The following is an 18,385-nucleotide window of genomic DNA, read 5'->3' as shown; positions in this document are numbered from 1 at the left end:
CGCCGGGCACCGGGTGGACCGCCGCTCAGGCCTGCTCGGCCGCGGCCTTCGTCGCCGCGGCCGCCTTCTTGGCCGGCGCCGCCTTCTTCGCCGCCGTGGCCTTCTTGGCGGGCGCCGCCTTCTTCGCCGCCGTGGCCTTCGTGGCCTTGGTCGCCTTCTTCGCCACGGTGGCGCCCTCGGCCGCCTTGGTCGGCGCCTTCTTGGCCGCCGCCTTGCGGGTGGTCTTCTTCACCGGCCCCTTGGCGCGTTTCTCGGCCAGCATCTCGATCGCCTCCTGGAGCGTCAGCTCCTCCGGCGTCTGACCGCGCCGCAGCGTCGCGTTGGTCTCCCCGTCGGTCACGTACGGCCCGAACCGCCCGTCCTTGACGACCAGCGGCTTCTCCGTCGCCGGGTCGGTGCCCAGCTCGCGCAGCGGCGGCTTGGGCGTGCCCCGCTGCCGGGTCTTCGGCGCCGCCAGCAGGGCCAGCGCCTCCTCCAGGGTGACCGTGAAGAGCCGCTCCTCGCTGTCCAGCGAACGCGAGTCCTTGAGCCGCTGGATGAACGGGCCGTACCGCCCGTTACGCGCGATGATCTCGTTGCCGTCCGGGTCCCTGCCGACCACCCGGGGCAGCGACAACAGCTGCAACGCCTGCTCCAGGGTGAGGGTCTGCGGCGACTGCGAGGCGAACAGCGACGAGCTGCGCTCACCGCTCTGCACGTACGCCCCGTAGCGGCCGGACTTGACCACGACCGGCTCACCGGTCGCCGGGTCGTCGCCCAGCGTCCGGTCCCCGTTGCCGGCGAGGAACAGCTCCGCGACCTTCTCCGGGGTCAGCTCGTCGGGGGCCAGGCCCTCCGGGATCGACGCGCGGTCCTCGACCGGCTCCTCACCCTCGGCCACCTGGGTCGCCTTGCGCTGCAGGTACGGCCCGAACTTGCCGACCCGGACGACGACCTGCCGGTTCTGCTCGTCGGTGAACAGCGGGATCGAGTTGACCTCACGGGCGTCGATCGCGCTGAGGTTCTCGGTGACCATCTTCTTCAGGCCACCGGCCTTGGCGATCTCCTCGTCCGCCCCGCTGGCCTGCGAGCCGAAGTAGAACGAGGTGAGGAAGTCCAGCGCGGTGTGCTCGCCGGCCGCGATGTCGTCGAGCTGGCCCTCCATCGCGGCGGTGAAGTTGTAGTCCACCAGGCGCGGGTAGTGCCCTTCGAGCAGGCCGATCACCGCGAACGCCAGGAACGACGGGATCATCGCCTGGCCGCGCTTGTCCACGTAACCGCGGTCCTGGATGGTCTGCATGATCGACGAGTACGTCGACGGGCGGCCGATGCCGAGCTCCTCCAGCGCCTTGACCAGCGAGGCCTCGGTGTAGCGGGCCGGCGGCGAGGTGTGGTGGTCCACCGCGGCCAGCTCGTCGGCGGTCAGCGGCTGGTCCTTCACCAGGGTCGGCAGGCGCCGCTCGGCGTCCTCGGCCCCGGCGTTCTCGTCGTCGGAGGACTCCACGTACGCCCGGAGGAACCCGGGGTCGGTGATCGTCTTGCCGGAGGCGGCGAAGTCGGCCTCCTCGTTCGCCGTGGAGACCGCCCGGATCCGGACGCTCACCGAGTTGCCCACCGCGTCGGTCATCTGCGAGGCGATGGTCCGGCGCCAGATCAGCTCGTAGAGCTTGAACTCGTCGGTGGTCAGCTCCTTGGCGACCTCGCCCGGGGTACGGAAGTTGTCCCCAGCCGGACGGATCGCCTCGTGCGCCTCCTGCGCGTTCTTGGCCTTGGTGGTGTAGCGGCGCGGCTGCGGCGGCACGTTGTTCGCGCCGTACAGCTCGGCGATCTGCCGGCGGGCGGCGGCGATGGCGGTCTCGGAGAGGTTCACCGAGTCCGTACGCATGTAGGTGATGTAGCCCTTCTCGTACAGGCTCTGCGCGGTGCGCATCGTCTGCTTCGAGGAGTACCGCAGCTTGCGGGACGCTTCCTGCTGCAACGTCGAGGTGATGAACGGCGCGTACGGCCGGCGGCGGTACGGCTTCTCCTCGACCCGGGTGACCGCGAACGGGCGGCCCGCCAGGCGGGCGGCCAGCCCACGGGCGCCGTCGCCGTCCAACTGCACCACGGACGCGCCCGGCTTGAGCTGCCCGGTGGTGGGCTCGAAGTCCTTGCCGGTGGCGATCCGGTCGCCGTCCAGCGCGATCAGGGTGGCCTGGAAGGCACGCGGGCCGTCGACCGGGCCCTGCACGGCCAGCTGCGCCAGGATGTCCCAGTACTCCGCGGAACGGAACGCCATCCGCTGGCGCTCGCGCTCGACCACGATCCGGGTGGCCACGGACTGCACGCGACCCGCGGACAGGCCGCGCATCACCTTCTTCCACAGCACCGGGCTGACCTCGTAGCCGTACAGCCGGTCCAGGATCCGGCGCGCCTCCTGGGCGTCCACCAGCGAGCGGTCGATGTCGCGCGGGTTGGCGACGGCCGCCTGGATGGCCGGCTTGGTGATCTCGTGGAAGACCATCCGCTTGACCGGCACCTTGGGCTTGATCGTCTCGATCAGGTGCCAGGCGATGGCCTCGCCCTCGCGGTCCTCATCGGTGGCGAGGAAGATCTCGTCCACCTCTTTGGCAAGTTTCTGCAGCTTGGCGACCTGCTGCTTGCGGTTCTCGGCCACCACGTAGAGCGCGTGGAAGCCGTTGTCGACGTCGACGCCGAGCCGGGCCCACGACTCACCCTTGTACTTGGCCGGGACCTCGTCGGCGTTCTTCGGTAGATCGCGGATATGGCCGACGGAGGCCTCGACCAGATAGTCGGGCCCCAGATAACCGGCGATCGTCTTGGCCTTCGACGGAGACTCGACGATGACCAGACGGGTCGTCCTGGCGTCACTCGGCACGGCACTCCCAGTTGTTTCGTTGCGATCCTCGGTGTTCCCGTCATCGCGCCCGGCAGAGCACAGACGTTCAACGTAACGCGCCGGACGAGACCTCATTCCCCGGGAACCCCGCAGTCGGATGGTAACGGTCCGGCCACCGCGCGCGTCCGACCGCGACACCGTACACCGGTGGGCCACTGTTATGTCGGACACAATCCAGGAAGATCATGCACCCGCGCCGCCTGGCCAGACGTCTGCCGGGGCCGCCTCCGGCCGCTCCCCGACCAGCTCGGCGAGGCGGGCCAGCCGGCGCCGGCCGGCGATGAGGTACCCCCGTCCGTCATCCGACACGCGCCCGCCCAGACCGGCCCGGACCAGCGCCGCGTCGACCGCGCGCGGGTCCTTGGCCGGGTCCAGGCCGAGCCGGTAACCGCCGGGCCGCGCGACGCCCGCGGCGGCCACCCAGAGCCGCAGCCGTGGCCCGGAGAGGAAGAGCTGTGCGGCGGCCTCCGGCCAGGCCCGGGCCAGGGTGTTCAGCCGGCGGGAGTACGAGGTACGCACCTCGAAGCGGGGAGGTGACGGCTCCTCGGGCGTGTCCGAGATCTCGTCCGGGACGGGCGGCCCGGGCGATTCCCCGGCGGCCGGCTCCGGCATGTCCGCGCCCGGTGACCCGGGCATGTCCGCGCCCGGTGACCCGGCCGTCTTCCCGCCCGGTGAGCCGGGCGTGTCCGCCACGGCCGGTGCGGGCGGTTCGCCGGCGGGCCGGTCCGGAGCCGGCGTGCCGGGCGTCTGCGCGACCGGCGCCCATGTGACGGTCAGGCCACGGGCGACCAGCTCGGCCACCAGGACGTGCACCCGCCAGGCGTCGTCGACCACCACCGACACCCGGGCGGTGCCCCCCATCCGGCCGAGCCGACCCGGGCCGGCGAGCAGGCCGGCCAGATCGGCCGGTGACGGCTCGACGGTCTCCGCGCCGAACATGGGCAGCTGCCGGCCACCGGCCGGGCCGGGCTCGCCACGCCGGTGCGGCCGCCGCTCCACCGGGGTCGGTGGAGGCAGCACCTCACGCGGGATCAGCGGCCACCCGGTCTCCGTCATTGGCACTCGGGCAGCGACTCGAAGGCCTCTCTGAGCTCGACGGAATCGAGCTTCGAGACGTCCAGCCCACTCTTCTCGTACTCCTGGTTGAGCCGCTCGACGACCTTGCCGACCTCGGTGTAGAAGGTGCCGGCCGGGCTGGTGGGGAGTGCCTCGATGCCGTCGTGGGCGCTCCCGTACGCATCCCGCATACCGGTCAGCGAGCCGACGAAGGCGGCGGCGATGGCCTCGCCGTTGCTGACGTCGGGGACCCCGGCCCGCTCCACCCCGGCCCGCGCCTTCTCGCTCGCGGCGCGGGCGCCGTCGAAGAGCCGGGCCAGGTTCTCCTTCGCCTGCCCGGGCGTGGTGCGGGTGGTCATCTGCTGCTGGGTGCGGGTGGTCAGGGTGCTGATCTCGCTGCGCCACGGGGTCAGCGCCGTGCACACCGAGGCGACCCAGGCCTGCGCGCCGTGCGCCGAGGAGCAGCCGGCGAGAGACACCGCGAGCACGAGGACGAGAGCGAGGGAGATCGTTCGGACCGCGCGCATGGGAGCAGCGTACGGCCTCCGCCGGACACTCCACACGCCTCGATCGAGGCAAACCGAGCGGGCACCCGGCATCTGCCGGGTGCCCGTCCTGGACGCTCCACGATCAGCGCACGTTGTCCCGGATCCGCGCCTGCGCGGCCGCGTCGTCGTGCCGGGCCTCCTGCACCGCCCTGGCGGTGTCCGCGGCCCCCGCCAGACCGGCCGCCGCCGCGTCGTCGCCCATCGAGATCGGCTTGCGCTTGCTCCAGACCACCGCGGCGGTCACGATCGCCAGCGCGACCAGGGACACGCTCACCCGCAGCGGGGTGTTCGCGTCGGTGCCCACGCTCCAGGCCACCACGGCCGGGGCGATCAGCAGCGAGACCAGGTTCATCACCTTGATCAGCGGGTTGATGGCCGGACCCGCGGTGTCCTTGAACGGGTCGCCGACGGTGTCCCCGATGACCGTGGCGGCGTGCGCCTCGGAACCCTTGCCGCCGAACGCGCCGTCCTCCACCAGTTTCTTGGCGTTGTCCCAGGCGCCACCGGAGTTGGCCAGGAAGACCGCCATGAGCGTGCCCGCGCCGATCGCGCCGGCCAGGTACGCCGCCAGCGCGCCCGCGCCCAGCCCGAAGCCCACCGCGATCGGCGCCATGATCGCCAGCAGGCCGGGGGTGAGCAGCTCGCGCTGCGCGTCCCGGGTGCAGATGTCGACCACCCGTCCGTACTCGGGCCGCTGGGTGCGGTCCATGATGCCGGGGAAGTCCCGGAACTGGCGGCGGACCTCCATGACCACCGCACCCGCCGAGCGGGACACCGCGTTGATCGCCAGGCCGGAGAAGAGGAACACCACCGCGGCGCCGACCAGCAGCCCGACCAGGTTGCGCGGATTGGAGATGTTGAGCAGGTTCAGGATCTGGTTCTGTACCTGGTCGCCGGCGATCCCGGCCTCGTCCAGCGAGCTGGCCAGGGTGTTGGTGTACGACCCGAACAGCGCGGTCGCGGCGAGCACCGCGGTGGCGATCGCGATGCCCTTGGTGATCGCCTTGGTGGTGTTGCCGACCGCGTCCAGCTCGGTCAGGATCTGCGCGCCCCGCTCGTCGACGTCCCCGGACATCTCCGCGATGCCCTGCGCGTTGTCGGAGATCGGGCCGAAGGTGTCCATCGCGACGATCACGCCGACCGTGGTGAGCAGGCCGGTGCCGGCCAGCGCCACGGCGAACAGCGACAGCGTGATCGACGAGCCGCCGAGCAGGAAGGCGCCGTAGACGCCGGCGCCGATCAGCAGCGCCGAGTACACAGCGGACTCCAGGCCGACGCTGATGCCGGCCAGCACCACGGTCGCCGGGCCGGTCTGCGACGACTTGCCGATGTCCTGCACCGGACGCCGGTTGGTCTCGGTGAAGTAGCCGGTCAGCGCCTGGATGGCGGCGGCGAGCACGATGCCGATCACGACCGCGCCGATCGCCACCAGCTGCGGGTTGCGGCCGCTGTCGACGACCTCCCGGGCGATGCCCGCATCGGCGAAGCCGGCGAAGCTGTCCGGCAGGTACAGGAAGGTGACCACCGCGACCGCGACCGCCGAGACCAGCGCGGACAGGTAGAACGCCCGGTTGATCGCGGTCAGGCCGTTGCGGTCGGACGGGCGCAGCCGGGTGATGAAGACACCCAGGATGGCGATCACCACACCGATCGTGGAGACGATCAGCGGGAAGATCAGCCCGTCCTGGCCGAACGCCGCCTGGCCCAGGATCAGCGCGGCGACCAGGGTGACCGCGTACGACTCGAACAGGTCGGCGGCCATGCCGGCACAGTCGCCGACGTTGTCGCCCACGTTGTCGGCGATGGTCGCGGCGTTGCGTGGGTCGTCCTCCGGGATGTGCTTCTCCACCTTGCCGACCAGGTCCGCGCCGACGTCCGCGGCCTTGGTGAAGATGCCGCCGCCGACCCGCATGAACATCGCGAGCAGCGCGGCGCCGAAGCCGAAGCCCTCCAGCACGGTCGGCGCGTCGTTCTTGAAGATCAGCACCACCAGGGCGCCGCCGAACAGGCCCAGCCCCACGGTCAGGAAGCCCACCACGCCACCGGTGCGGAAGGCGATCCCCATCGCGGTCTCCCGGCCGCCGGGCTGCCCGGCCGCCGCGGCGACCCGTAGGTTGGCCCGGGTCGCCAGGGCCATCCCGGCGCCGCCGATGAACGAACTGAAGACCGCTCCGACGACGAAGAAGAGCGACCGGCCGATCTTCACCCAGGTTTCGTTGTCGGTGTCGTGCACCGGCAACAGGAACAGCAGCACGACCGCGATCACCACGAACACGGCCAGCGTCTTGAACTGCCGGAACAGGTATGCCGACGCGCCTTCCTGGACGGCGCCGGCGATCTCCTGCATGTTCTTGGTACCCCGGCCGGCGCGCAGCACCGACTGGACGAACATCGCGGCGAAGCCCAGAGCGACCAGGGCGAACGCCAGAGCGACGATGACGAATGTGACGTTTTGCCCGCTCAGGGACACTCCACCGCCCTCGGCGGCGAGGTCTATCGAGGTCCCGGACATCAATGTCCTCCTACACACCGACTGCGCCCGACGGCGGACGAAGCCGCCGGGACGCATTCCCCGCCAGAGCCGGGGAACGACCGGCCGGACCCGCGGACGCGGGACCAGCAGTAGCTGACAACTCGCGTACTGTATAGGCCCGGCGTGGCGATCGTCACATGGTGACCCGGCCGTGTCGCGGTGATGTTCGCCGCTGTGTTAGCACACCCCGGGCTGATATATCGGCAACGGTTGATCTTTTGCCTGGCCAGGGAGTTGTCTCGAGAGGGTATCGGATATGACCGACATGCCAGAATTGAGGATAGGGATAGGCGCGGAGATCGTCTGACGTACACGCCGGGATGCCGGAGCCGTTTCCCGGGCGCGGCAGGGTGGCCGCCGCCCGACGCGACCGACGCCTGCGGCGGGCCTCGGTCCGATCTTCGTCGGCGGGTCGGTGGGCGCCCGCGGCGAGCCTTTCCGGTACGGGGGGGTGTGGTGACCGCCGGCAGCCGGGGCACAGTGGCGGGCGGGACCGGGCCGCGGCGGGCGACCGCCGCCGGACCGTACGGTGGCGGCTGTCCGCGGCGGGTCATCGGGGCGGACCGTGCGGTCACGGCTGTCAGTGGTGGGTGGCCGGGTCCGTCAGCGGCGGGCGGGGCGCCGTCAGCGGCGGGCGGGGCGCCGTCAGCGGCGGGCGGGGCGCCGTCAGCGGCGGGCGGGGCGCCGTCAGCGGCGGGCGGGGCGCCGTCAGCGGCGGGCGACCGGCCAGACCATGCGGACCTCGGTGCCCGGCCCGTCCTCGACCGGGCGCACCTGCAGATCGTCGACGAACCCGGCGAGCAGCGCGAACCCCACGCCGGTGGTGAGATCGTCCTCGGTGAGCGACTCGGCGGCCAGCTCGTCCGGGGGAAGCTTGGTGAGGCCGATGCTGGCCTCGATCGGCGCGTGGTCGATGACCCGGACGGTGTACGCCCCCGAGTCGGACATCTCCACGGTGACCAGGTCGGTCAGGCCGTACTGGCGGTGCAGGGCGACCGCCCGGGTGCAGGCCTCGCCGATCGCCAGGCGGACCTCGTCGAGCAGGGCCTCGTCGACCCCGGCCCGGCGGGCCACCGCCACACCGACCAGCCGCGCGGTGCGCACGTGCACCGGCGCCGGCGAGAAGGACAGCCGAACCGTAGCCATCACGAAGCGGGACCGGTGCCGTCGCGTTCGGTGGCGGCCTCGACCGTCGGGTAGATCGGGAACACCTGGTCCAGCGCGGTGATCCGGAAAATCTTGAGCAGGGGCTCCTTGGCGCAGACCAGGCCGAAGGTGCCCTGCGCCGTGCGCAGCCGCTTCAGCGCGCCGACCAGCACCCCGAGGCCGGTGGAATCGAGGAACTCGACCCGCTCCAGGTCCACCACCACGTTCCGGGCACCCGCGTCGACCAGCTCGATCAGCCGCTCACGCAGCCGGGGAGCGGTGTAAACGTCGACCTCGCCACCGACTTCGAGCACCGTGTGCTCGGCGACGGTCCGGGTCGCCAGCGACAGCTCCATCGGTCCTCCTCCCTGATCTCCCCCGCGAATCTAACCACCGACCGACATCGGGCGACGCGTGGCACCCACCGTCCTACCCGTTTGGGGCCGGGCGCATACCGATGTCAAAGTGCAGGGCGTGACTGCCACCGCCTTCGGTCCCGCTGAGCTGCTGCACCGGCTGCGCACCCGGACCGGCGCCGCGGCACAGTCGCCGATCACCCACGTCGAGCAGGTCACCGCCCGGCCCGGGCGGACCGCGCCCTGGCCGGCGTGGACCGACCCCGCCGTACGGGACGCGCTCGTGCGCCAGGGCATCACCGCGCCGTGGCAGCATCAGGCGGACGCCGCCACCCTGGCCCGGCAGGGGACGCACGTGGTGCTGGCCACCGGCACCGCGTCCGGCAAGTCCCTGGCCTATCAGCTGCCGGCGCTGACCACCCTGGCCACCGACCCCAGGGCCACGGTGCTCTACCTCGCGCCGACCAAGGCGCTCGCCGCCGACCAGCTGCGCGCGCTGGTCCGGCTCGGGCTCGACGGGGTACGCCCGGCCACGCTCGACGGGGACACCCCGCGCGAGGAGCGCGAGTGGATCCGGCAGCACTCCAGGTTCGTGCTGACCAACCCGGACATGCTGCACCACAGCGTGCTGCCCGGGCACGCGCGGTGGGCCACCCTGCTCCGCCGGCTCGCGTACGTCGTGATCGACGAATGTCACGCGTACCGCGGCGTGTTCGGCTCGCACGTCGCGCACGTGCTGCGGCGGCTGCGCCGGACGGCGGCCCGGTACGGCGCCACCCCGACCTTCGTGCTGGCCTCGGCCACCTCGGGCGACCCGGCCGCCAGCGCGTCCCGGCTGACCGGGCTGCCGGTGACCGCGGTGACCGAGGACGCGTCGCCGCGCGGGGCGGTCACCTTCGCGTTGTGGGAACCGCCGCTGCTGCCGCCCGAGCCCGGCGCCGAGCCGGCGGAGGCCCCACCGGTCCGGCGGTCGGCGTTGCGCGAGACCGCGGACCTGCTCACCGACGCGGTGGTGGCCGGCATCCGCACGCTCGCGTTCGTCCGCTCCCGGCGGGGCGCCGAGGTGGTGGCCGCGCTGACCCGGCGGTCGCTGGACGAGGCGGTGCCGGGGCTGGGTGAGCGGGTGGCCGCGTACCGGGGCGGTTACCTGCGCGAGGACCGGCGGGCGATCGAGCGGGCGTTGCTCTCCGGGGAGCTGCTCGGACTGGCCTCGACGAACGCGCTGGAGCTCGGCGTCGACCTGGCCGGGCTGGACGCGGTGCTGATCTGCGGCTGGCCGGGCACGCGGGCGTCGCTGTGGCAGCAGGCGGGACGGGCCGGACGGGCCGGTGGGGAGGCGCTCGCGGTGCTGATCGCACGGGACGATCCGCTGGACACGTATCTCGTGCACCACCCGGAGGCGCTGTTCGGACGGCCGGTGGAGGCGACCGTGCTGGACCCGGCCAACCCGTACGTCCTGGGACCCCAGCTGTGCTGTGCCGCCTCCGAGGCGCCGCTCACCGACGCCGACCTCGCGCTCTTCGGCGGCGACGTGGCGCGGGCGACGGTGCGGGCGCTGGCCGAGCAGGGGGTGCTGCGGCGGCGGCCGTCCGGCTGGTACTGGACGCATCGCGGGCGGCCGGACGTGGACCTGCGCGGTACCGGCGGCGCGCCGGTCTCGGTGGTGGAGTCGTCGACCGGGCGGCTGCTGGGCACGGTCGATCACGGGTCCTCGCACGTGATGCTGCACGACGGCGCGGTGTACCTGCACCAGGGCGTCACGTACGTGGTGGACGAGCTGGACCTGGACGACGCCATCGCCCTGGTGCGCCAGGAGGAGCCGGACTGGACGACGCACGCCCGCGACGTGACGGACGTCTCGGTGGTGAACGTGCGGTCGTACGTGGACGCCGGACCGGTCGGCCTGTTCCTCGGCGAGGTGGACGTGACCAGCCAGGTGGTGTCGTACCAGCGGCGACGCCTGGGCAGCGGTGAGGTGATCGACACCAAGCCGCTGGACCTGCCGGTGCGCGAGCTGCGTACGGTGGCGGTCTGGTTCACCGTGTCGCCGCAGGCGCTGGACGACGCCGGGGTGGAGCCGGCCGACGTGCCGGGCGCGCTGCACGCCGCCGAACACGCCGGGATCGGCCTGCTCCCGTTGATGGCCACCTGTGACCGGTGGGACATCGGTGGGCTGTCCACGGCCGGTCACCCGGACACCGGTGCCCCGACGGTCTTCGTCTACGACGGCCATCCCGGTGGGGCGGGTTTCGCCGAGCGGGCGTTCGCCACCGCCACCGCCTGGCTGCGGGCCACCCGGGAAGCGATCGCGGCGTGCGCCTGCGAGGCGGGCTGCCCGTCCTGCGTCCAGTCCCCGAAGTGCGGCAACGGCAACAACCCGTTGGACAAGCCGGGCGCCGTACGGGTGCTGGACACCGTCCTGGCCGCCCTCCCCCCGGAGGAGACCGCCACCGCGGAGAAACCCGCCCCGGCGGAAGGAACCACCGCAGGCAAAGCCACCGCCCCGGCGGAAGGAACCACCGCAGGCAAAGCCACCGCCCCGGCGGAAGGAACCACCGCAGGGAAAACCGCCGCCCCGGCGGAAGGAACCACCGCCGCGCGGGAAATCCCTTCCACCGTCGCCGTCGACCCGGTGCGGCCGGAAGGGCCACCGCCGCGCGGGTGACCCCACCCACCGCCGCCGTCAACCAGACGCGGCCGGAAGAGCCACCGCCGCGCGGGTAACCCCACCTCCTTGACGGAAATCGGCCCCTGCGGGACAGCCGCCCGATCCACGGAACGGCGTCTCCGTGAGACGACGCGAGCGCGCCTTCACAAAGGGGCCGGACCGGCGCGGGCCGCAGCCGTGGCCACTGTCGGCAGTGAGCCGACCGGCGCCTCCGTCCGCACCACCACCTCCAGTCCGGTCACCTCGCACGATGTCACCCGGGCGCCGTTCGCGGCGGCATACCGCCGGGCCGCCGCGCAGGCCGGACCGGCGCCCTCGACCGCCCGGCCGGCGGCGGCCAGCGCGGCCAGGTCGGCGGCGTTGCGCGCGGTGTGGCGGGCGGCCCGGGCCGACCCGACCGTGGCCGCGGCCAGCCCCGCCGCCACCAGCACCAGCCCGACCGCCAGCACGAAGACGGACGCCGCGCCCCGTTCCCGCTGAGCGCCCTTCGGCATCTCCCCCTCCTCAGTCCGTGCCCGGGACCGGTGTCTGCGGCTCCCGGGCGGCGACCGCGACCGCGGTGACCGTGATGCCCGGCAGGTGCGCGCCGAGCACCCCGACCCGCACGGACACCGTCGCGGTGACGCTCTCCCGATCCCCCTCGACGCGGATGTCGGCGCCGGCCGGAGCCGTCCGGGCTGCCACCGACGAAGACTCGCCCCGGGCCTCGGCCAGCGCCGCTTCCCGGGCGGCGTCCAGGCACTGCGTCTTGGCCAGCACCGCCGAGACCGCGGTGATGCCGACGAGGAGCAGCACCATGAGCGCCGGCAGCCCGGCCGCGAGCTCGGCGGTGAAGGAGCCCCGGTCCCGGCCGGGCCGCCGGCGCCCCGTCACGCCACGACCTCGCTCACTTGAGCGCCTTGGTGATCAGGCCGGACAGCGCGCTCTGCACGGCCGGGCTTGTCACGATCTTGAGCAGGACGCCGGCGAAGGCGACCGCGGCCAGGGTGCCCACCGCGTACTCCGCGGTGCTCATCCCGGCATCGGCCGCTTCGGTACGCAGGCGCCGGAACGCTGCGACGAGTTGATGCACGTGGTCCTCCTCGGTCACGGGTGCGGCCCGCTGCCGCACCACGGGTTTCACAGCACGTCGCCGAGCACGGCGACCAGCACCGGCACCAGGCCGGCGAGCAGAAAGGCGGGCAGGAAGCAGAGGCCGAGCGGCAGCACGATGAGCACCCCGGCGCGTTGCGCGGCGGCCTCGACCGCCACCGCGCGGTCGGCCCGCAGGTCCCCGGCGAGCCGCTCCAACGCACCCGCGAGCGCGCCACCGCTCGCGCTCGACCGCACCGCCGCCGCGATCAGCCGCTCGGCCCCGGTGACGTCGGCCAGATGTGCCCACGCCTCGGCCGGTCCCGCGCCGAGCCGTAAGGACCGGGCGGTCCGCTGCATCCGGGCGCCGAGCGGGCCACCCAGCGCGTCGGCCACCGCAGCCGCCGCCCGGTCCACCGGAGCGCCCGCCCGCAGCGCGGCGGCCAGCAGATCCGCGCCGAGCGGCAGGTCGGTCAACGCGTCCCGGCGCTCCCGCCGGATCTCGGCGGGCTCGCGGCGGCGCAGGAAGCGCTCGGTCCCGATCCCGGCGGCCACCCCGACCGGCACGCCCCACCAGGCCCCGGCCAGCCCGGCCACCGCAAGCCCGGCCAGCACGGCGAGCAGCACCTGTTTCCGCCGCTCGCCCCGGCCTTGCGGCGGCGTGTCGCCGGGCGCCACATCGAGCCGCTCCAACCGGCGCACCGGCGAAGACCGGCCCGCCATGCCGGGCCACCCCAACCCGCGCCCGCCCGAAAACCACCTCACCATGCCGAGCCACCGCAACCCGCGCCCACGCGAGAACCACCCCACCATGCCGAGCCACCCCAACCCCCGCCCGCCCGAAAACCACCCCACCGCACCGAGTCGCTCCCCACCGCACCCGGCCCGCAGTCCCCGCAGCAGCGTCCCGATGGCGGCCAAGGGCTCCGCCACGGCCGGGAACACCAAGGTCACGGCCATGCCTCGGCCGCTCCCCCGGCAACGGCCCGGTGCGCCGGCAACCCGGCGAGGTCCATCGGCCGCCGGAGATCCCGCACCGCCCCGGGCGGACCCGCGTCGTCCGCGCCGGGACCGGCGTCGACCGCCCGGCAGGCACCGGCCTCGGTGCGGGCGCCGACCAGCGCGGCCGCGCAACACTCCCGCAGCGGCGCCCGCACCGGCCCACCCGGCCGCAACAGCGCCGCCACCCCGCACGACGTCCCCATCAGCGCGGTCCGTCCACGAGCCGCTGCGCCCACCGCAGCCCACCGCACTGCAGCAGCACCGCGGCGACCGCGCAGGCCGCGCCCACCGGCGTACGCAGCAGGATCTGCAGCGGATCGGCGCCGATCGCGTACCCCAGACCGATTCCGCCCACCGGCAATCCGGCCAGCAGCAAGGCTGTCGCCTGCGCTCCGGCGGCCTGGGCGGCGGCCGAGGCCGCCGCGCGATCCGCGGCCCGGGCGTCCGCCTCGATGCGCTCCAGCAGATCCGCCGCCGGCGCCCCGGTGTGCTCGGCCAGCCGCCAGACCGCCTCGGTCAACCGGGCGATGCGCCCGTCCCCGGGACCGGCCACGGCAGCGCCGGCCGGAGCGGAACCGGCCGAGGCAGCCGGCTCCGGACCGGCCCAGCCTCCCGGCTCCGGCCCGGCCCAGCCTCCCGGCTCCGGACCGGCCCAGGCACCCGGCTCCCACCCGGCCCGGACGCTCGGCTCCCGACCGCTGAGGGCGGTCAGCGCCCGGTCGGTCCAGGCGCTTGGCGAAGAGGCGGCCGGGAGCGATCCGGCCGGAGCCGCGGACGAGGCGGCCAGCACCGGCGGCAACCCCGCCCGCAGGTCCGCCACCAGCGCGGCCAACCCGTCCAGGGAGGCCGCCCGCCCGGCCGCGACCCGCTTCCGCGCCACCCGGCGCGCCCACTCGGCCGTCGCCAGTCCGGCGTAGACGGCCCCGACCAGGGCCGCCACCGGCCCACCCAGCAGCAGCCCGGCGAGCGCGGCGACCCCGGCCACCGCGCCGACCGCACGCCGGCCGGGGGCGGCCACGAGATTTGTAGGCACCCGGAACATCCGGCGCAGGTCGATCGCCGGCCGGTCACCCGGGGCGGAGAGCCGGGCCAGCACCCGCGCCCCCGGCCAGGCGATCACCACCGTGCAGCCCGCCAGGCAGGCGATCAGCACCGCGATCATGACGCTCCCAGCACCGGCGGCACTCCGGCCCCGCGCTCGCGCAGCATCCGGGCCAGCACCCCGGCCGCCGGCCCGGCGCCCACGGCGCGGTCCCAGGCCGGCACCACGGTGGGTAGCCTCTCGGCGCCGGACGGCAGCAGCACGCTGATCGACTCCAGCACCCGGCCGTGCCCGGTCCGCCGGACCTGCACCACCACCTGCAGCGCCGCCAGCACCTGCGCGTGCAGCGCCGCCCGCGGCAGGCCGCCGAGCAGCCCGAGCGCCTCCAGCCGGGCCGGCACGTCGCCGGCCGCGTTGGCGTGCAGCGTCCCCGCCCCGCCGTCATGCCCGGTGTTCAGCGCTCCGAGCAGGTCGACGATCTCCGCGCCCCGGCACTCCCCGATCACCAGCCGGTCCGGCCGCATCCGCAGCGCCTGCCGGACCAGATCGGTCAGCCCGACCGCACCGGCGCCCTCCACATTGGCCGTCCGCGCCTGCAGCGCCACCACGTGCGGGTGCACCGGCCGCAACTCCGCCGCGTCCTCGACCAGCACGATCCGCTCGGTCGGCGGCACCAGTCCGAGCAGCGTGGCCAGCAACGTGGTCTTGCCACTGCCGGTGCCGCCGGTGACCAGATACGCCAGCCGCGCCGCCACGACCGCCTCCAGCACCGGGGCCACCGCCGCCGGCACCGTCCCGTGCGAGACCAGGTCGGGCAGCCGGAACGGCCGCTGCCGGAAGGTCCGCAGCGACAGGTACGGCCCCTGCGTCGCGACCGGCGCCAGCACCGCGTGCAGCCGGGTGCCGTCCGGCAGCCGGGCGTCCGCGTAGGGCTGGCCGTCGTCCAGTCGCCGCCCACAGGCCGCCACCAGCCGCTGCGCCAACCGCCGGACGTCCGCGGGCTCGCCCAGCCGGATCGCCGCCCGCTCCAGCCCCGCACCCCGGTCGACCCAGACCTGGGTGCCGTTGACCAGCACATCGGTGACCGATTCGTCGCTCAGCAGCGGCGCCAGCGGCCCGGCGCCGATCAGTTCGTCACGCACCCGGTCGGCGAGCCGCAGCACCGCCCGGTCACCGAGCACCGCGCTCTCCTGACGGACCGCGCTGACCACCGCGGCCGGGGTCGCCTCCACACCCTCGTAGGCGAACCGCCGCCGGACCCGGTCCACCACGCTCACGCCGTCACCGCCCGGGTGCCCATCAGCTCGTCGATCAGCCGGCGGCAGAGGTCGGCGAGCGGGCCCCGGCCACCCGTGGTGGGCGGGGTGCCGTGCTCCAGCGCCTGACACATCGACGGCTCCGGCCGCAGGCTCCCGGCCAGCGGCAACCCGAGCGTCTGGGCGATCTCCCGGGGCCGCAGCCGGCCGGGTGCCGGGCCACGCACCACCACCGCGATCTCGTCGCAGTGCGGGCGGATCCGGGCGAGGGTGAGCGCGGCCGACGCGGTGGCTCGCAGCTCGGCCGGGACCACCAGCAGGGTCCGGTCGGCGGCCCGCAGGGCGAGCACCGCGGCGTCGTCGAGCTGCCGCGGCAGGTCGGCGACGATCACGTCGCGGCCCCGCCGGGCGGCGTCCAGGGTGGCCGCCATCGCCTCGGCGGGCACCCCGGTCAGCTCGTCGCGGTCGAACGAGAGCAGCACCAGATCACCGCGGTGCGGCAGCGCCGCCAGCAGGGCGGGCGGGTCCACCCGGCCGCCGGCGTCAGCCAGGCCGGGCCAGCGCAGGCCGCCCACCCGCTCCCAGCCGAGGACCAGGTCGAGCCCGCCGCCCAGCGGGTCGGCGTCGATCAGCAGGGTGCGGTGGCCGGCGTCGACCGCCATCGCGGCGAGCCCGGCGGCGAGGATGCTGGCCCCGGCGCCGCCGCGGCCGCCGATCACCGCCAGGGTGCGGGACACCGCGGGTGGGCGTGGTCGCCCGGTGAGCTGCTCGACCAGCCAGGGTTCGGCCTCGGGCAGCACCGCGACGTGTTCCGCTCCGAGCGGCTCGGCCGCGGACCACACCTCGTCGCCGGGCGCGCCGCGGGCCACCACGATCATCCCGGGCCGGCGGGGCAGCCGGGCACGCAGGCAGGGCACCGCCTGGTCGGCGCCGATCAGGACGACCGGGGCGGGCAGATGCCGCGGCCGGGCGGCGGCCGGGTCGGCGGCCACGTCGACCTCGGTGCCCGCGGCGGCGGCCAGGCGCAGCAGGTCGTCGAGCAGATCGGCATCGGCGGTGACCAGGAGCGGGCGGGGCGGCAGGGGCATCGCGGTCTCCAGGGGGCAGGAACGTTCGGGCCCGCCCAACCTCCCGGCCCGCCCCGGCCCGGGCAATCGCCGACGACCCGGCGCTGTGGACGACATCGGACCTGTGGACAACGCCCGCGCGTCGTCCCGGTCTGCTATCCGGACAGTCGCGGCCGGAGGGGAATAGACCGGTCCGCGTTGGGTATGTTGGGCCGACACGGACCGACGGAGCTGGCACCGATGGAGTGGGCATGGACAACTCGATCCGGACCACGCTCGCGGACGACGGCACGGTCACGGTCACGGTGACCGGGGAGATCGACTACTCCAACGCCGACGAGGTGGCCGACGGCATCCGGGATGCCATCACCGACTGGTCGCCCCCGGCCGTCCACGTGGATCTGCGGAATGCGTCCTTCATCGACTCGACCGGTCTCGGCGCCCTCATCGAGGGTTATCGTGCCGCCACCGAGAACAACATCCGTTACGTGGTGAGCAACCCGAGCCCGACGTTCCGCCGCGTCCTCACGGTCACCGGGCTCAGCGAGTTCTTCGGCCTGGAGTGTGCACAGGGCGAGGACGAGGAGATGCCCTCACACGCGACCGGGGCCTGACGGGAACGACCCCCGTCGGGGGAGACGGGGGTCGTCCTGGGATTCGGCTCCGGGGGGGTCGAGCCGAATCAACTCGGCGGCCGCGGGGGGCGCAGCCACCGAGGGCCATATCGGAGGGGTCTACGGGACGCGACGGTAACAACACACTTCCCGGTCGCAAACACAAGTCTGCCTCAGACTGAGGCGGCAGTCGAGTACCCAAATGTAACTTGATGCAAGGTCCCTGCCTTTCTGCCCGATTTCACTCGGCGTCACGATGAAAGGGGTACTCGCGCGCCCACGCCTTGCGGCTACACTTTCGGCCCGTGGGCCCCAGCGCCGCCTTTTTCGACCTCGACAAGACCGTCATCGCCAAGTCCAGCGCACTGGCCTTCGGACGGCCGTTCTATCGGGATGGCCTGATCAACCGCCGCGACGTGGTGAAATCCGCCTATGCCCAGCTGATGTTCCGGCTCGGCGGCGGCACCGACGAGCAGGCCATGGCCCGCACCCGCGACTACCTCGCCACGCTGTGCAAGGGCTGGCGGGTCGAGCAGGTGCAGCAGATCGTCGCCGAGACGCTCAACGAGCTGATCAATCCGTATGTCTACGCCGAGGCCGCCGCGCTGATCGCGGAGCACCAGGCGGCCGGCCGGGACGTCGTGCTGGTCTCCGCGTCCGGTGACGAGATGGTCCGCCCGATCGGTGCGCTGCTCGGCATCGTCGACGTGATCGCCACCCGGATGGCCATCGTCGACGGCCGCTACAGCGGCGAGGTGGAGTTCTACTCGGCCGGTCCGGCCAAGGTGATCGGCATCCGGGAGTTGGCCGCCACCCGGGGTTACGACCTGAGTCAGTGCTTCGCCTACTCCGACTCCAGCAGCGACCTGCCGATGCTGGAGGCGGTCGGCCATCCCAGCGTGGTCAACCCGGACCGGGCGCTGCGCCGCGTCGCGATCGAGCGCTCCTGGCCCGTACTGGAATTCCGGCACCCCATCGCCCTCGGCAAACGCCTGCGGGACCGCCCGGCGGTCCCGGTCGCCGCCGCCCTCGGCGTCGGCGTCGGCGTCGCCATCGGCGTCGCCCTCTACGGCCGTCACCGGCGCGCCCGGGCCGCGGTCGCCTGAGGTTTCCTTTCCGGTACGCCCCACCCCGCCCGCCCGCGACCA

17 protein-coding genes are annotated in these 18,385 nt (G+C 73.9%); 3 read left to right on the top strand and 14 right to left on the bottom strand.

The features are described from left to right. Window positions 1–25 precede the first annotated feature (25 nt). From topA to ACTEI_RS01370, 6 genes are all read right to left on the bottom strand, one after another. Window positions 26–2,857: a type I DNA topoisomerase gene (gene topA, locus ACTEI_RS01400; protein WP_122975974.1), complete on the bottom strand. Its 2,832-nt coding sequence runs from the start codon at window positions 2,855–2,857 to the stop codon at window positions 26–28. Window positions 2,858–3,061: 204 nt separating this feature from the next. Beyond that, window positions 3,062–3,934, bottom strand: coding sequence for a hypothetical protein (locus ACTEI_RS01395; RefSeq protein ID WP_122975973.1), 873 nt, complete (start codon window positions 3,932–3,934; stop codon window positions 3,062–3,064). Then, window positions 3,931–4,461: a hypothetical protein gene (locus tag ACTEI_RS01390; RefSeq protein WP_122975972.1), complete on the bottom strand. Its 531-nt coding sequence runs from the start codon at window positions 4,459–4,461 to the stop codon at window positions 3,931–3,933. The genes ACTEI_RS01395 and ACTEI_RS01390 overlap by 4 nt, the downstream gene beginning before the upstream one ends. A 103-nt stretch (window positions 4,462–4,564) precedes the next feature. Then, window positions 4,565–6,994 carry a sodium-translocating pyrophosphatase gene (locus ACTEI_RS01385; RefSeq protein ID WP_122975971.1) on the bottom strand — a complete coding sequence of 810 codons (2,430 nt, stop codon included), beginning with the start codon at window positions 6,992–6,994 and terminating at the stop codon, window positions 4,565–4,567. Window positions 6,995–7,723: 729 nt separating this feature from the next. Next, entirely contained in the window at window positions 7,724–8,164 is a 441-nt protein-coding gene (locus ACTEI_RS01375; RefSeq protein ID WP_122975970.1) for an ATP-binding protein, read from the bottom strand. Next, on the bottom strand, window positions 8,161–8,517 hold the full coding sequence (locus ACTEI_RS01370) for an STAS domain-containing protein (protein ID WP_122975969.1): 357 nt from the start codon (window positions 8,515–8,517) through the stop codon (window positions 8,161–8,163). The genes ACTEI_RS01375 and ACTEI_RS01370 overlap by 4 nt, the downstream gene beginning before the upstream one ends. 109 nt (window positions 8,518–8,626) lie before the next feature. Here ACTEI_RS01370 and ACTEI_RS01365 point away from each other — a divergent pair, with 109 nt between their 5' ends. Continuing rightward, entirely contained in the window at window positions 8,627–11,182 is a 2,556-nt protein-coding gene (locus ACTEI_RS01365; RefSeq protein ID WP_170206125.1) for a DEAD/DEAH box helicase, read from the top strand. A 146-nt stretch (window positions 11,183–11,328) separates the two neighbouring features. Here ACTEI_RS01365 and ACTEI_RS01355 read toward each other — a convergent pair whose 3' ends face one another. The 8 genes from ACTEI_RS01355 to ssd all read right to left on the bottom strand — a co-directional run bounded on the left by ACTEI_RS01355 (window position 11,329) and on the right by ssd (window position 16,644). Continuing rightward, window positions 11,329–11,679 (bottom strand): Rv3654c family TadE-like protein, encoded by a 351-nt coding sequence (locus ACTEI_RS01355; protein WP_122975968.1) that lies wholly within the window; start codon window positions 11,677–11,679, stop codon window positions 11,329–11,331. Between the two features lie 10 nt (window positions 11,680–11,689). Next, window positions 11,690–12,058, bottom strand: a complete 369-nt coding sequence (locus ACTEI_RS01350) for a TadE family type IV pilus minor pilin (protein WP_122975967.1) — start codon at window positions 12,056–12,058, stop codon at window positions 11,690–11,692. Between the two features lie 13 nt (window positions 12,059–12,071). Beyond that, the gene (locus tag ACTEI_RS01345; protein ID WP_262384796.1) at window positions 12,072–12,227 is read right to left on the bottom strand and encodes a DUF4244 domain-containing protein; all 156 of its coding nucleotides are present in this window, start codon (window positions 12,225–12,227) and stop codon (window positions 12,072–12,074) included. Window positions 12,228–12,304: 77 nt separating this feature from the next. Next, window positions 12,305–12,979 (bottom strand): type II secretion system F family protein, encoded by a 675-nt coding sequence (locus ACTEI_RS01340; protein WP_239082535.1) that lies wholly within the window; start codon window positions 12,977–12,979, stop codon window positions 12,305–12,307. A gap of 227 nt (window positions 12,980–13,206) precedes the next feature. Further along, window positions 13,207–13,461 (bottom strand): hypothetical protein, encoded by a 255-nt coding sequence (locus tag ACTEI_RS01335; RefSeq protein WP_145830792.1) that lies wholly within the window; start codon window positions 13,459–13,461, stop codon window positions 13,207–13,209. Further along, entirely contained in the window at window positions 13,461–14,420 is a 960-nt protein-coding gene (locus ACTEI_RS37965) for a hypothetical protein (protein WP_239082534.1), read from the bottom strand. Before ACTEI_RS37965 ends, ACTEI_RS01335 begins: the two co-directional genes overlap by 1 nt. Beyond that, window positions 14,417–15,577: a TadA family conjugal transfer-associated ATPase gene (locus ACTEI_RS01325; protein ID WP_122975964.1), complete on the bottom strand. Its 1,161-nt coding sequence runs from the start codon at window positions 15,575–15,577 to the stop codon at window positions 14,417–14,419. Before ACTEI_RS01325 ends, ACTEI_RS37965 begins: the two co-directional genes overlap by 4 nt. Next, window positions 15,574–16,644 (bottom strand): septum site-determining protein Ssd, encoded by a 1,071-nt coding sequence (gene ssd / locus ACTEI_RS01320; protein WP_122975963.1) that lies wholly within the window; start codon window positions 16,642–16,644, stop codon window positions 15,574–15,576. Before ssd ends, ACTEI_RS01325 begins: the two co-directional genes overlap by 4 nt. A gap of 230 nt (window positions 16,645–16,874) precedes the next feature. On the opposite strand from ssd, the gene ACTEI_RS01315 reads away from it, so the two are divergent. Continuing rightward, window positions 16,875–17,237: an STAS domain-containing protein gene (locus ACTEI_RS01315; protein ID WP_122975962.1), complete on the top strand. Its 363-nt coding sequence runs from the start codon at window positions 16,875–16,877 to the stop codon at window positions 17,235–17,237. Window positions 17,238–17,542: 305 nt separating this feature from the next. Beyond that, complete coding sequence (locus ACTEI_RS01305; protein ID WP_122975960.1) at window positions 17,543–18,343, top strand: HAD family hydrolase; 801 nt, start codon at window positions 17,543–17,545, stop codon at window positions 18,341–18,343. The last annotated feature ends 42 nt before the right edge of the window (window positions 18,344–18,385 follow it).

The sequence above is a fragment of the Actinoplanes teichomyceticus ATCC 31121 genome, from assembly GCF_003711105.1.
Classification (GTDB): domain Bacteria; phylum Actinomycetota; class Actinomycetes; order Mycobacteriales; family Micromonosporaceae; genus Actinoplanes; species Actinoplanes teichomyceticus.
Note: the sequence above shows the minus strand (reverse complement) of the source record. Positions and strands in the feature narration are given on the sequence as shown.

Excerpts from the sequence above, each read along its gene's own strand:
- ACTEI_RS01395 (WP_122975973.1), bottom strand. The coding sequence starts at position 3,934 with ATGACGGAGACCGGGTGGCCGCTGATCCCGCGTGAGGTGCTGCCTCCA.
- ACTEI_RS01390 (WP_122975972.1), bottom strand. The coding sequence starts at position 4,461 with ATGCGCGCGGTCCGAACGATCTCCCTCGCTCTCGTCCTCGTGCTCGCG.
- ACTEI_RS01385 (WP_122975971.1), bottom strand. The coding sequence starts at position 6,994 with ATGTCCGGGACCTCGATAGACCTCGCCGCCGAGGGCGGTGGAGTGTCC.
- ACTEI_RS01370 (WP_122975969.1), bottom strand. The coding sequence starts at position 8,517 with ATGGAGCTGTCGCTGGCGACCCGGACCGTCGCCGAGCACACGGTGCTC.
- ACTEI_RS01355 (WP_122975968.1), bottom strand. The coding sequence starts at position 11,679 with ATGCCGAAGGGCGCTCAGCGGGAACGGGGCGCGGCGTCCGTCTTCGTG.
- ACTEI_RS01340 (WP_239082535.1), bottom strand. The coding sequence starts at position 12,979 with ATGGCGGGCCGGTCTTCGCCGGTGCGCCGGTTGGAGCGGCTCGATGTG.
- ACTEI_RS01335 (WP_145830792.1), bottom strand. The coding sequence starts at position 13,461 with ATGGGGACGTCGTGCGGGGTGGCGGCGCTGTTGCGGCCGGGTGGGCCG.
- ACTEI_RS37965 (WP_239082534.1), bottom strand. The coding sequence starts at position 14,420 with ATGATCGCGGTGCTGATCGCCTGCCTGGCGGGCTGCACGGTGGTGATC.
- ssd (WP_122975963.1), bottom strand. The coding sequence starts at position 16,644 with ATGCCCCTGCCGCCCCGCCCGCTCCTGGTCACCGCCGATGCCGATCTG.
- ACTEI_RS01315 (WP_122975962.1), top strand. The coding sequence starts at position 16,875 with ATGGACAACTCGATCCGGACCACGCTCGCGGACGACGGCACGGTCACG.